This window comes from Halomonas sp. A40-4 (assembly GCF_015767635.1).
GTDB lineage: Bacteria > Pseudomonadota > Gammaproteobacteria > Pseudomonadales > Halomonadaceae > Vreelandella > Vreelandella janggokensis.
Genome location: NZ_CP065230.1, coordinates 3,664,696 through 3,677,976, shown reverse-complemented (window position 1 = coordinate 3,677,976; position 13,281 = coordinate 3,664,696). Strand labels below are relative to the sequence as shown.

The following is a 13,281-nucleotide window of genomic DNA, read 5'->3' as shown; positions in this document are numbered from 1 at the left end:
GCCTGGCTGGGTTGATTAAATAGCAAGACCCCATAAAGCCTGCGAGCAATCGCAGGCTTTTTCTTGTTTGGCGCGAGCGCTTTCAAGCAGCCATCCAGCATGGATGTTTGCTGATATTGGTAATGGCGACTAGTCTTGTACAAGTTGTGTGTAACGCATGATACATCAGTTTTTATTCAACAGGAGGTTGACGTTATGTCCAGCCCTGAGCATAAGCAGAAAATATGGAAGATGATCAAAGACATTAAAGTCGGCATGCTAGTAACGCTGGATGACGATGTCCCGCGAGCCAGGCCGATGCATCTGGTGCAGGATGACTATGACGGTACTCTGTGGTTCTTCACCCGGCGCAGTGCTGAAAAGGTAACCGAAACCGAGCGTGATCATGATGTATGCCTTAGCTTCTCTGATCAGGAAGAGGGTATCTACGTGTCGCTATCGGGCAAGGCCAACCTCACCGATAGCCGCGATCTGATTGAAAGATACTGGAACCCTTTCATCGCGGCCTGGTTCCCAGAAGGCAAAGACGATCCTGACGTGGCCCTGCTGGAAGTCAAGGTGCAGATGGGTGAGCACTGGAAAGCCAAGGAAAGCAAGGCGTTCCAGCTATATGAGGTAGCCAAAGCCAACGTCAAAAAAGACACGACACCAAACCTTGGCGAAAACGAAAAGTTCGGTGGCTAGTTCAGCCGGGCGGCAACCAAGCCGCCCGTCTGGTATTAGAGTTTGACGGTGGGGTCGCCAAAGCCTTGAGGCACATACAGGTTGTGCTCACCAAGGTTGCGGGTATCGGTTTCACCGCAAAGTGCCATGGTGGTGTCCAACTCCTTGTGGATGATCTCCAGCGCCCGAGTGACGCCGGCCTCGCCCGCAGCGCCCAGTCCATAGGTGTAGGCTCTACCGATGTAGGTGCCTTTGGCACCCAGCGCAAGTGCCTTGAGGACATCCTGACCCGAGCGAATCCCCGAATCGAGATGCACCTCCACCTTGTCGCCCACGGCGTCCATGATGGCGGGCAGCATACGGATAGAGCTCATGGCACCATCCAGTTGGCGCCCCCCGTGGTTGGAAACGATGATGGCATCCACGCCGATCTCGGCGGCACGACGCGCATCTTCTGGCGCCATGATGCCTTTGACGATCAGTTTGCCGCCCCACCACTCCTTGAATTGAGCAATTCGATTCCAGTCCAGCGATACATCAAACGCTTCCGCCGTCCAGGTTGATAATGACGAAGGGTCCGTCACCCCTTTGGCATGGCCGACGATATTGCCAAATGAGCGCCGCTTGGTTTGCAGCATTTCAAGCCCCCAGGGAATCTTGGTGGCCATGTTGGCGATTGAGCGAGGGGTCAATTTGGGGGGCGCTGACAGCCCATTCTTGATGTCTTTATGGCGTTGGCCAAGCACCTGCAGATCCACCGTCACCACAATCGCGGAACACTTCGCCGCTCTGGCGCGTTCGATCAGACGGCGCATGAAATCGTCATCTTTGAGCGTGTATACCTGGAACCAAAACGGCTTGGTGGTGTGCTCGGCAACGTCTTCAATCGAACAGATCGACATGGTCGACAGGGTGTATGGCACGCCGAATTTCTCGGCTGCCCGCGCCGCCTTGATCTCACCGTCAGCGGACTGCATGCCGGTCAGCCCCACTGGCGCCAGGGCCACCGGCATGGCCACGTCTTCGCCGATCATCTGATTGCGCGTGGTACGCCCCGACATGTCGACCGCCACTCGCTGCTTGAGGTGGATGTGCTGAAAGTCGCTGGTGTTTTCGCGAAAGGTCTGCTCTGTCCAACTGCCCGACTCAGCATAGTCATAGAACATCTTGGGCGTGCGGCGGACATAACGACGACGGAGATCTTCGATATTGGTATAGACCGGCATGTGTAATCCTATGAAGTGTAAGAATGGCAGCAGACGTTCTCGGCAGCAGACCCAGACCACCACCAATGACTTTTTTAACAGAATACCGCCTTGAATACATAGCCCGGCATAAAATTAAACGGCAGGACGATAAGGCGTCATCGCACTCCGGTTTTTTCGTTCGCGCTGTTGACGTGTGGGTTATGAAAGCGCAAGGTGGTGGCAGTTGGATAGCAAGTTGAACGTAGTCAGTAGCATCGAAGCATCTTTAGTGTTTGAGCCTGGTGAAAGTTTCTTGTTCTACCCATCGCAACTCGGGTATTTCCCCGGCATACATTTCGCTAAATCGAGGATTTCGATCATGGCAACTGGCACAGTAAAATGGTTTAACGACGCAAAAGGCTACGGCTTCATTTCTACATCAGAAGGCGGCGACGACCTGTTTGCGCATTTCTCCGAAATTCAGGCTGAAGGCTTCAAATCCCTGCAAGACGGTCAAGAGGTTTCTTTTGACGTCACTCAGGGTCAAAAAGGCCTTCAAGCTTCCAACATTAAAGTACTGTCGTGAACGACATGCTATAACGTTGGTTACCGACGCGTCGGTAAGCTTAAAACCCCGCCATGTGCGGGGTTTTTGCGTATCTACCCCGGCGTTTTTGTGTTGAAAAGTGTGCGTGCCGACCGCTCCAGCATGTATCAAAGCGTCACTTTACCCCGCAGATTCTTGGTTTTGCCTTTACGCGTTTTGGCATCCACCCGTTTGCGCTTGGCGGAACGGGTGGGTCTTGTCGGCTTGCGCGTTTTTTGCTGCTTGACCGCTGCGCGAATCAATTCCCGTAGCCTTGCCAGGGCATCTTCGCGGTTTTGCTCCTGGGTGCGATAGCGCTGGGCCTTGATGATGATCACGCCTTCCTGGGTGATGCGCTGATCGGTCAGCGCCAGAAGCCGCTCTTTGTAGAAGGGCGGCAAACTCGAGCGATGAATGTCGAAACGCAGATGGATGGCCGAGGCCACCTTGTTGACGTTCTGGCCGCCAGCTCCCTGCGCACGAATGGGGTGCAGCTCGATTTCCCATTCAGCCAGCTCCACATTGTTGGAAATACGTAGCATAGGACTCCTTGGCATACTGGGTTGATCGTAAAATGTCATAAATGGTTTGACTGGCGACGAGCGTCGCAATCCGTTTAGGGCCTTTTGACGTTTCATCGCGGTGCGAATGAAACGTCAAAAGATCCTATATGTTTATAATAGGTAGTTTTTTTATGCCATGGAGAAGCCGATGAACGACGTTATCAAGCTGCTGACCTCGCACCGTTCGATCCGCAAGTTTGAGTCGCGCGAGATGCCCGACGGATTATTAACTGAACTGATCCGCGCTGGGCAGGGCGCCGCGACGTCCAGCCATATTCAAGCCTACAGTGTGATGCGTGTCACCGATATGGCGAAACGTGAACAGTTGGTCGAGCTAACCGGCGGCCAGGGCTACGTGGCAAGCTGCAGCGAGTTTTTGGTCTTCTGTGCCGACATGAAGCGCCCGCTTGAAGCCGCCGAGCGCACTGGGGAGGAGGACGTCATCAGCGGCATGACCGAACAGTTGCTGGTCGCCACGGTGGATGTATCGCTGGTAGCGCAAAACGTGGCCATTGCGGCGGAGTCGGAAGGGCTCGGCATCTGCTATATCGGCGGGATACGCAATAATCCCCAGGCGGTCAGTGACCTGCTGGACCTGCCGACGCATGTCTACCCGGTATTTGGTATGTGCATCGGCTATCCCGCTCATGACCCCGATGTTAAACCACGCCTACCGGTTGAGGCGGTGCTCAAGGAAAATCATTACAGCGATGACTCTGAGCAAGTCGCAGCCTTCGACCAAACCATGCAAACCTACTATCAGGGCCGTAAAGGTGGCAACAAAGACACGGATTGGTCGCACAACCTGACGCCGTTATTTACCCAAAAGCTGCGTCCGCATATGCGTGAATTTCTGATCGAGAAAGGATTCAAGATGCAGTGAGGGAAAAGCCTGCGCCGCCGATCTACTTAGACAAGCATCGACGGTTTGAATAATGCAGTACGGTCGATGGTGTTGCCTGACAGCATGAATTCCCCCATGCCCCGGTAGTGCAGCGATTCCTCATCATCGGCCGAGGGCGCTACATGGGCTTTCACGACCTCAAAGATAAACAGGTTGTAGCGTTCAACCATGGCGTCATCGCGTAGTTGGCACTCAAAGGACGCGTAGCACTCCTCAATCAGCGGGGCCCCCACCTTCTCTGCTTTGCCTGGAGTGAGGTCAAAGGTCTTGAATTTGTCGACCTCGCTCCCGGAGCAGTTCCCGATACTCACCACCGTATCGACAAGCGACGCCGAGGGAATATTGATCACGCATTCCCCGCTATGATGTACAAGCGCGTGGGAGTGATTGCCAGCGGCGATAACGCACCCGATGAGCGAGGGCGAAAACGCCATGACCATGTGCCACCCCAGGGTCATGATGTTGGGTTGCGCTTGCCATTGCGATGAAACCAGCACAATCGGGCCGGGCTCGAGAAAGTGTCTGGTATTCGAGACAGGAAAGTCTTCCTTCATCATCGTCGGGTGTGTCATCAACAACCTCCGATTGGGTTTGATTGAACTGGGTCAAGCGCTCGGGCGGCGCATCACTGTCATCAATACCCCCGCGCCGATCAAGCTACCGGCACCGCAGCGGTGTAAAAGACGGCGAAACTTGGCGGTCATCAGTTTCCGGCTTGTCGTCGACAGCAGTGTGTAGCCGAAATCCGAGATGACCCCTATTGCCAGAAAGGTGGTAAACAGAATCGCCAACTGGGGCGCCAACGGATGGCTCTGGGTAATGAACTGCGGCATGAAGGCCATGAAGAAAAGAATGCTTTTGGGGTTCAGGAGTGTCACCCAAAAGGCCTTGGCAGTGCCTTGCTTGACGTTGGCACCAGAGGCTTCCAGGTCATTCAGTTGGCCGGATTCTCGCCACATCTTGATGCCTAGATAAAGCAGATAGAGAACCCCTAGCCATTTAACGATGGCGAATAGCTCCGCCGACGCCATCAGCAGGGCGCCTACGCCGGCAAACGAAAGTGACATCGCCACCAGGTCGCCCAAGAAAAAGCCGGGCAGCATCGCTAAAGCTGCCTTGCGTCCCTGGTTGATGCCGGTCATGACCAGTAGAGCCACCGCGGGGCCGGGGGAGGCGATCACCAAAAACGAGGCCAGTACAAACGACAGCCAGAGTTCAATCGACATAGCGTTAACCTTCTTGAACTTAGATCACTAGTGATAGCTATTACTATAGTTTTACTTCGATAGCGATGTCAGCCGAAAGCTATCCCTGCAACACAATCGCGAGCGAAGTACAGCCAGTCCCTCAGCATTTGTTTTAAGTGGATGGTAGTGGGCTATAGCGGCGGGTGTTATTCATTCGTGAATCTTTATGTTACGTTATAACGTTTTATATGGTGAGGTTTATGTATGAGTGAGCACATTACGCACAGGAAGCAGGCAAGCACCGATGCTCAGGGAGCGCCAGTTGATAAAGTCTGGGAAGCCAAGCTATTGGCCATGCCACCCAGTGACTATATGAACGCCGAGCAGCTGGCATTTTTCCGCCAGCGGCTGCTCGATGAGCGTGCCGAAATTGAGGTGCACTTAAATGAAATGAAAGAGGTGATCGCCTCCCGTGAGCGCGACAGTGACGAATCGGATCAAGCCTCCTTTGAAGAGGAACTGCGGCTGGCATTGCGTCAGGCTGATCGCGTATCACGCTTTGTGTTTATTACCCAAAACGTGGCGCACGACACCGTGGCCGAGCTTTACAACTTCTTCAACTCATCTCAAGAGGTAGCCCAATGACCGTTTTAACCTTACCCGATATCGCCAGCCAAACTACTCGCTTACCGAGTACCTTGACCTGGGTGGGCATGGAGGGCATTGCGCTACCTGCACAGTTGGGTACTCGCAGCGTGATAGTCAAACTGGACGCAGGGGTGAGCCTTGATGATAGCGAAGCGCGCGGTATCCATATGTCGCGGCTGTATTTGGCGCTGTCACCGCTTGAGGACGCACCGCTTACCTTGCCAGCCGTGAAAGACATATTGAGCGCGTTTTTAACCATCCAGGAGGGGTTATCCCAGCATGCGTACCTGAATGTGGAAGGAGAACTGCCGCTCAAGCGGCAAGCCCTTATTAGTCCGCTCGCCGGGTGGAAAAGCTACCCCTTTTCAATGTGCTGCCAATTAACGCCTGATGGTTTTCAGGCTGAGCTAGGGGTGACGGTGGGCTATTCATCCACATGCCCCTGCTCGGCGGCGCTGGCGCGGCAGTCTATCCAGCAAGCCTTTAAGGAGGATTTTTCGGAAATTCCGTTAACCCAATCGGCGGTACTGGCATGGCTGGGCAGCGAAGAGGGTATATTAGCCACGCCCCACAGTCAGCGCAGCTTTGTCGAGTGCTCGCTGCGTTTAGCAGAAGGCGAAAACGATGAATTGCCCATTGCAGACTGGCTGGAGAGTACGATTGATCGTATCGAAACGGCGCTAGGCACCGCACTGCAAACCGCGGTGAAACGTATCGACGAGCAGGCCTTCGCCCTCGCCAACGGGCAAAACCTGATGTTCTGCGAAGACGCGGCACGGCGGGTCGATAAAGCCCTGCGGCAAGCACCGGGTGTAAGCGGTTTTCAGCTCAAGGTCGTGCATGCCGAGAGCCTCCACGCCCACAATGCGGTGGCACGCAGCGAGTGGAATGGGTAAATGTGACGGGGCGCTTGCTACTAGACGCTAAACGATTATTGGCCTTCCGTGCGGTGCTTGTTTAGGATCAGTAACGAACCTCAATAAAAAATAGCGAGCCGTCCTCATGAAGCCAGAAACCATTGCTCTCCACCATGGCTATTCGCCCGATTCCCAAAACGCCGTGGCGGTGCCGATTCATCAAACCACGTCGTTTTCCTTTGACAATGCGCAGCACGCGGCGGATCTGTTTGATCTTAAAGTGGAAGGCAACATCTACTCGCGCATCATGAACCCCACCTGTGCCGTGTTGGAACAGCGGGTCGCTGCGCTGGAGGGCGGTATCGCCGGGCTGGCGGTGGCGTCGGGGATGGCGGCGATCACCTATGCGATCCAGACCATCGCCGAAGCGGGCGATAACATTGTTTCGATCAGCGAGCTGTATGGCGGCACCTACAATCTGTTCGCCCACACCTTGCCACGCCAGGGTATTCAGGTGCGTTTTGCCGACAAGGACGATATCCAAGGCATCGAAGCACTGATCGACGAGCGAACCAAAGCGGTTTTCTGCGAAAGTATTGGTAACCCCTCGGGGGGAGTGGTCGACCTGGCGAAGCTCGCCGAGGCGGCTCATCGTCACGGGGTGCCGGTGATGGTCGATAACACCACCGCGACGCCGTTCCTGTGTCGGCCGATTGAACACGGGGCGGATATCGTCATCCATTCCGCCACCAAATATATCGGTGGCCACGGCACCACCGTGGGCGGCGTGATCGTGGATTCGGGCACCTTCCCCTGGGCCGCGAACGCCAATCGCTTTCCTCTACTCACTGAGCCCGATGTCTCCTATCACGGCGTGAGCTATACCCGCGATGTGGGCGATGCGGCCTTTATTGCGAGGGCCCGTGTCGTGCCTTTGCGCAATATGGGCGCGGCGCTTTCTGCCCAGGCGGCCTGGAACCTGCTTCAGGGGCTGGAAACCCTGTCACTTCGCATCGAACGCATCTGTGCGAATGCCCTGGCCGTTGCCAAGCACCTGGAAAGCCACCCATTGGTCACCTGGGTGCATTATGCCGGCTTGGAAAATCACCCCGATCACGCGCTGGCCAAGCAGTACATGAACGGCCACGCCTCGGGGATTCTCAGTTTCGGCATTGAAGGGGGCCAGGCCGCCGGTGAGCGCTTCTACGATGCCCTGGCGCTCATTCTGCGGCTGGTCAATATCGGCGATGCCAAGAGCTGTTCTTCCATTCCGGCGTCGACCACGCACCGCCAACTGAATGAGGAAGAGCTCAAAACCGCTGGTGTCACACCGGATATGGTGCGCCTGTCGATCGGTATTGAGCATATCGACGACCTGCTGGCGGATATTGATCAAGCGTTGGCGGCCTCACAAGGGTCGTGACGCTAATGGAAGCGAGCATGACGCTCCCACGTCAAATGGCGGTACCCTAATCGTTATGCTGATAGGTGGTTTGATCAGGATTTTATGAGCTTGCTAACGAATTTAGACGTTATCGGGGCCATCATGCACACTGGTCTGGGTCCATGTTGTAATTAAACAACGCAGTTGAATCAAAGGTTGAATAGTATCTGGCGATGATGGCGTTAGATCCTAGGCGGCTGAGAAGCGCTTTGACTAACGTCGAAAATGGACAGTGCCCAACGTTTGACCCGCGGCACTGCAGGAAGGTAAAGCTTACGTCATACAATAAAGGAGAATGCGAGTGAAAATAGGCGCACCGAAAGAAAGTGCCCGGGGGGAGGCGCGCGTCGCGCTCACCCCCGAGAGCGCCCAACATATTCAGAAGCTGGGCCATGAGTGCCTGATTGAAGCTGGCGCCGGTGAGGCGGCGGGCTTTAGTGACGCCGCGTATCGCGACGCGGGCGTGAGCGTTGTAGACGGCGCTGATGCGCTGTGGCGCGACGCCGAGGTGGTCATTAAAGTCCGCGAGCCTTCCGATGACGAAGTCAAGCAGCTGCACGAAGGTCAAACCCTGATTACCTTCTTCTGGCCAGCGCAAAACGAAGCGCTGCTGGAAGCCTGCAAGGCGCAGGGTGCCACCGTGGTGGCGATGGACATGGTGCCGCGTATTTCCCGGGCACAGAAGATGGACGCGCTATCGTCCATGGCCAATATTGCGGGTTACCGTGCCGTCATTGAGGCAGGCAACAACTTCGGCCGCTTCTTTACCGGTCAGGTCACCGCCGCCGGCAAGGTCCCGCCTGCCAAAGTGCTGGTGGTCGGCGCTGGCGTGGCGGGCTTGGCGGCGATCGGTACGGCAACCAGCCTGGGCGCCGTTGTGCGCGCCTTTGACGTGCGCCCCGAAGTGTCTGAACAGATTGAATCCATGGGCGCCGAGTTCCTGTTCCTCGAATTTGACGAAAGCCAGGACGGTTCCGAAAGCGGTGGTTACGCGGCACCTTCCAGCCCCGAGTTCCGCGAAAAACAGCTTGAGTGTTTCCGCGAGCAGGCGCCGGATGTGGATATCGTGATTACCACCGCGCTGATTCCCGGTAAGCCAGCTCCCAAGCTGTGGCTTGAGGATATGGTTGCCGCGATGAAGCCCGGCTCGGTGATTATCGACCTGGCAGCCGAGAAAGGCGGCAACTGTGACCTGACCAAGCCCGACGAGCGTGTGGTGAGTGATAACGGCGTGGTCGTGGTGGGTTACACCGATTTCCCCTCGCGCATGGCCACCCAGGCGTCGCTGCTGTACGCCACCAATATCCGTCATATGCTGACCGATCTCACCCCCGAGAAAGACGGTGTGATCAATCACAACATGGATGACGACGTGATCCGTGGTGCCACCGTCGCGCATCAAGGCGAGATCACCTTCCCGCCGCCGCCGCCCAAAGTGAAAGCGATTGGCGCGGCTCCGCCGAAGAAGAAAGAAAAGGAACCGACGCCGGAGGAGAAAAAAGCCGCCGAGCATGCGGCGTTCAAGGCTCAGACCAAGCGACAGGCAGGCTTGTTGGCGATAGGTGGTGCCCTCATGCTGCTGCTTGGCCAGGTGGCGCCCGTCTCGTTCATGCAGCACTTCATTGTGTTTGTATTGGCCTGCTTTATCGGTTTCCAGGTGATCTGGAACGTCAGCCACTCGCTGCACACGCCACTCATGGCGGTGACCAACGCAATCTCGGGCATCATCATTCTCGGCGCTATCCTGCAGATCGGCACGAGTAGCGTGATCGTCGGCATATTAGCCGCCATTTCGGTGCTGATTGCGACCATTAATATCGTGGGTGGCTTCCTGGTGACACGCCGGATGCTCGCCATGTTCCAGAAATCCTAAGCAGCGGAGAAACGATATGTTAGGTCAAGGATTCGTATCTGCTGCGGCGATCGCGGCAAGTGTTTTGTTTATCCTCTCATTGGGGGGGTTGAGTAACCAGGAGAAAGCCAAGCGAGCGGTGTGGTACGGCATCGTCGGCATGGCGGTAGCGGTGTTCTTCACTGCCTTTGGCCCCGGTATCGGTGGCTACTGGTGGCTGATTCCGATGATGATTATCGGCGCCGCCATCGGGGTATACCTGGCTAAAAAGGTCGAGATGACCGAAATGCCCCAGCTGGTGGCCGCACTGCATAGTTTTGTCGGTCTGGCCGCGGTGTTTGTTGCCTGGAGCGCGGATCTGGAGCGCCGTCGGGTGATGGCGGCACAGGCCGCCGATGGCGCGATGCAGGAGTTTTCCGCCTTTGCCGCGCTGGTGGCGACCAAAGCCCCCGATGAGCTGATGTTCCTGCAGATCGAGGTGGTGCTGGGGATCTTCATCGGCGCGGTGACCTTTACCGGCTCGGTCATCGCCTTTGGCAAGCTGGCTGGCAAGGTTGACGGTAAGCCGAAGCAGCTGCCGGGTGGGCATATGCTCAACGCCGGGGCAGCGGCGCTGTCGCTTCTGCTGGCGATCATGTACCTCAACGGCGCGGGCTTCTGGACGCTGATCCTGCTGGCAGCGCTGGCGTTCTTTATCGGCTACCACCTGATCATGGGCATCGGCGGGGCGGACATGCCGGTCGTGGTCTCCATGCTCAACAGCTACTCGGGCTGGGCGGCAGCTGCCATCGGTTTCACGCTATCCAACGACCTGCTGATCGTCACCGGCGCACTGGTGGGCTCATCGGGTGCCATTCTCTCGTATATCATGTGCAAGGCGATGAACCGTAACTTCATCAGCGTGATCCTGGGCGGCTTTGGCGGCACCCAAGGGCCGGCCGCCGAGATCGAAGGCGAGCAGGTGGCGATTGATGCAAACGGAGTAGCCAGTGCCTTGAACGACGCCGACAGCGTCGTTATCGTGCCGGGTTACGGCATGGCAGTGGCGCAGGCGCAAACCGCCGTCAGCGACCTGGTACGCAAGCTTCGTGCGGCGGGTAAGGAAGTCCGCTTCGGTATTCACCCCGTGGCGGGACGTCTGCCGGGGCATATGAACGTGCTGCTCGCCGAGGCCAAGGTGCCGTACGATATCGTGTTGGAAATGGATGAAATCAATGATGATTTTGCCACCACCGACGTCGTCATCGTTATCGGTTCCAACGACATCGTCAATCCGGCTGCCGAGGAAGACCCCAACAGCCCGATCGCTGGCATGCCCGTGTTGAAGGTCTGGGAAGCCAAGCAGGTGTTCATCTGCAAGCGTGGCCAGGGCACCGGCTACTCGGGGATCGAGAACCCGCTGTTCTTCAAGGAAAACAGCCGCATGTTCTACGGCGACGCCCGCGACAGCATCAACTCGCTACTGCCGATGGTCGAATAGGTCGACCCACGCAGATAACGATCCAGAACGAAGCCCGCGAGCCATCGCGGGCTTTTTTATGCTGTGCAGGCCCTCGATACGCCTGCTATGGTCATTGACCGCCTTCTTTTTGGGGCACTCGCTACCATGAACCAACGCCCTGACCCCCGCGTGCTGCTGCGCCTGCTGGGGCTGCTTCGCCCCTATCGGGTGCGGCTGGCCCTGGCAGGCCTGGCGCTTTTGTTGGCCTCGGGGAGCGTTCTGCTGCTGGGCAACGGACTGCGTCTGGTGATCGATCGTGGGTTTCTGGCTGCGAATCAGCAGGCGCTGGCCCAATCGCTGGCGCTGATGCTGGCCGTGGTGACGGTACTGGCGCTGGCGTCCGCGCTACGCTACTACCAGGTGACCTGGATCGGCGAGCGGCTGGCGGCCGACTTGCGCCAGCGCGTGTTTGACCATTTGCTGACCCTGGAGCCGAGCTTTTTCGAGAGCGCAAGCGACGGCCGCGCCGCTGGTGAGATTGCCTCGAGGCTGACGGCGGATACCAGCGTCCTGCAAAGCCTGTTCGGCTCGTCGGTGTCGCTGGCGCTGCGTAACCTGGTCATGCTGGTAGGCGCCGTGGTGCTCATGCTGGTGACCCAGCCGTGGCTGTCGGCGATGGTGCTGATCGGCATTCCGGCGACGCTGTTACCTATTGTGTGGTACGGCCGGCGTGTCAGGCGGCTGTCGCGCACCAGTCAGGATCGGGTGGCCGAGCTTGGCCGCTATGCCGAAGAAGCGCTGAGTGGCATCCAGACGCTTCAGGCGTTTACCCACGAGCCGGTGGATAAGACGCATTATAGCGAGCGTGTAGAGCAAGCTTTCTCCAGTGCCGTTGAACGCACCCAGCAGCGCGCCTGGCTGACCGGCATCGCCATGCTGGTGGTATTCACCGCCGTGGGCTTGATGCTCTGGCAGGGCGGTCAGGCCGTATTGGCCGGCACCATGAGCCCCGGTGAGCTCTCGGCGTTCATCTTCTACGCGGTGCTGGCGGCAGGAGCGATTGCCACCCTGGCCGAAGTGGCAGGCGACGTGCAGCGTGCGGCGGGGGCGGCGGAACGCCTGCTGGAGTTGCTCGATACCCAACCCAGGATCCAGTCCCCCGTGCCGCCGCAAGCCCTGCCCAGACCATCACAGGGCGATATTGCGCTGGAAAACTTAAGCTTCACCTATCCTGGCCGGGAAACCCCGGCGCTGGTTGATGTTGATCTGCATATTCAGCCGGGCGAACGGGTCGCCGTGGTGGGACCCTCGGGGGCCGGTAAAAGTACCTTGCTGGCGTTGTTGCTGCGTTTTTACGATCCAAGTCAGGGGCAAGTCACCCTGGATGGCTACGATATCCGCACCCTGGATCTGGTGGCCTTGCGCCGTGTCATGGGGCTGGTGGCGCAGGCGCCGGTGCTGTTCAGTGGTACGGTGGCCGAGAATCTACGCTATGGGGACGCTGAAGCGAGTAATGAAAGGCTACGCATGGCAGCCCAGGATGCCAGCGCTCTGGACTTTATCGATGCGCTTCCGCAAGGTTTCGATACGCCCCTTGGCCCTGGAGGCGTGCAGCTTTCCGGCGGTCAACGTCAGCGCCTTGCCATCGCCCGGGCGCTGCTCAAAGATCCTGCCGTGCTGTTGCTGGATGAAGCCACCAGCGCGCTGGATGCGGAAAGCGAGCGCCTTGTCCAGCAGGCGCTGGATCGGCTGATGGTCGGGCGCACCAGCATCGTCATTGCCCACCGGCTGGCCACAGTGATCGCCGCGGATCGCCTGCTGGTGTTCGACGGCGGGCGGTTGGTGGCGGCGGGAACGCACCGCGAGCTGATCACGACCAGTGGGCTCTATCGCCATTTGGTCGCGTTGCAGTTTGGTGGTGAAACGTTATAAAACAGTTGCGTGATCAA

At 57.5% G+C, this 13,281-nt stretch carries 13 protein-coding genes; 9 read left to right on the top strand and 4 right to left on the bottom strand.

Going from position 1 to position 13,281, the window contains the following annotated elements; genetic code table 11:
- Positions 1-195: 195 nt before the first annotated feature.
- On the top strand, positions 196-684 hold the full coding sequence (locus tag IT895_RS17100) for a pyridoxamine 5'-phosphate oxidase family protein (protein WP_085919670.1): 489 nt from the start codon (positions 196-198) through the stop codon (positions 682-684).
- Between the two features lie 35 nt (positions 685-719).
- On the opposite strand, the gene IT895_RS17095 is transcribed toward IT895_RS17100, so the two are convergent.
- Positions 720-1,889 (bottom strand): alpha-hydroxy acid oxidase, encoded by a 1,170-nt coding sequence (locus IT895_RS17095; protein WP_085919671.1) that lies wholly within the window; start codon positions 1,887-1,889, stop codon positions 720-722.
- A gap of 340 nt (positions 1,890-2,229) precedes the next feature.
- On the opposite strand from IT895_RS17095, the gene IT895_RS17090 reads away from it, so the two are divergent.
- The gene (locus IT895_RS17090; protein WP_085919672.1) at positions 2,230-2,436 is read left to right on the top strand and encodes a cold-shock protein; all 207 of its coding nucleotides are present in this window, start codon (positions 2,230-2,232) and stop codon (positions 2,434-2,436) included.
- A gap of 128 nt (positions 2,437-2,564) precedes the next feature.
- Here IT895_RS17090 and arfB read toward each other — a convergent pair whose 3' ends face one another.
- A complete protein-coding gene (arfB, locus tag IT895_RS17085) occupies positions 2,565-2,978 on the bottom strand; it encodes an alternative ribosome rescue aminoacyl-tRNA hydrolase ArfB (protein ID WP_085919673.1) in 414 nt (137 codons plus the stop codon).
- 169 nt (positions 2,979-3,147) lie between these two features.
- On the opposite strand from arfB, the gene nfsA reads away from it, so the two are divergent.
- Positions 3,148-3,882 (top strand): oxygen-insensitive NADPH nitroreductase, encoded by a 735-nt coding sequence (gene nfsA / locus IT895_RS17080; RefSeq protein WP_085919674.1) that lies wholly within the window; start codon positions 3,148-3,150, stop codon positions 3,880-3,882.
- Between the two features lie 26 nt (positions 3,883-3,908).
- Here nfsA and IT895_RS17075 read toward each other — a convergent pair whose 3' ends face one another.
- Positions 3,909-4,475, bottom strand: a complete 567-nt coding sequence (locus tag IT895_RS17075; RefSeq protein ID WP_199284157.1) for a flavin reductase family protein — start codon at positions 4,473-4,475, stop codon at positions 3,909-3,911.
- A gap of 33 nt (positions 4,476-4,508) precedes the next feature.
- Positions 4,509-5,129 carry a LysE family translocator gene (locus tag IT895_RS17070; RefSeq protein WP_085919676.1) on the bottom strand — a complete coding sequence of 207 codons (621 nt, stop codon included), beginning with the start codon at positions 5,127-5,129 and terminating at the stop codon, positions 4,509-4,511.
- A gap of 225 nt (positions 5,130-5,354) precedes the next feature.
- On the opposite strand from IT895_RS17070, the gene IT895_RS17065 reads away from it, so the two are divergent.
- The 6 genes from IT895_RS17065 to IT895_RS17040 all read left to right on the top strand — a co-directional run bounded on the left by IT895_RS17065 (position 5,355) and on the right by IT895_RS17040 (position 13,264).
- Positions 5,355-5,735 carry a hypothetical protein gene (locus tag IT895_RS17065; RefSeq protein WP_233337291.1) on the top strand — a complete coding sequence of 127 codons (381 nt, stop codon included), beginning with the start codon at positions 5,355-5,357 and terminating at the stop codon, positions 5,733-5,735.
- Positions 5,732-6,634, top strand: a complete 903-nt coding sequence (folE2, locus tag IT895_RS17060) for a GTP cyclohydrolase FolE2 (RefSeq protein ID WP_199284156.1) — start codon at positions 5,732-5,734, stop codon at positions 6,632-6,634. The genes IT895_RS17065 and folE2 overlap by 4 nt, the downstream gene beginning before the upstream one ends.
- Positions 6,635-6,740: 106 nt before the next feature.
- Positions 6,741-8,018 carry an O-acetylhomoserine aminocarboxypropyltransferase/cysteine synthase family protein gene (locus tag IT895_RS17055; protein WP_085919678.1) on the top strand — a complete coding sequence of 426 codons (1,278 nt, stop codon included), beginning with the start codon at positions 6,741-6,743 and terminating at the stop codon, positions 8,016-8,018.
- Positions 8,019-8,340: 322 nt separating this feature from the next.
- Entirely contained in the window at positions 8,341-9,912 is a 1,572-nt protein-coding gene (locus tag IT895_RS17050; protein WP_085919679.1) for a Re/Si-specific NAD(P)(+) transhydrogenase subunit alpha, read from the top strand.
- 16 nt (positions 9,913-9,928) lie between these two features.
- Positions 9,929-11,371, top strand: coding sequence for an NAD(P)(+) transhydrogenase (Re/Si-specific) subunit beta (locus IT895_RS17045; protein WP_199284155.1), 1,443 nt, complete (start codon positions 9,929-9,931; stop codon positions 11,369-11,371).
- Positions 11,372-11,497: 126 nt separating this feature from the next.
- Positions 11,498-13,264, top strand: coding sequence for an ABC transporter transmembrane domain-containing protein (locus tag IT895_RS17040; RefSeq protein ID WP_199284154.1), 1,767 nt, complete (start codon positions 11,498-11,500; stop codon positions 13,262-13,264).
- Positions 13,265-13,281: the final 17 nt, after the last annotated feature.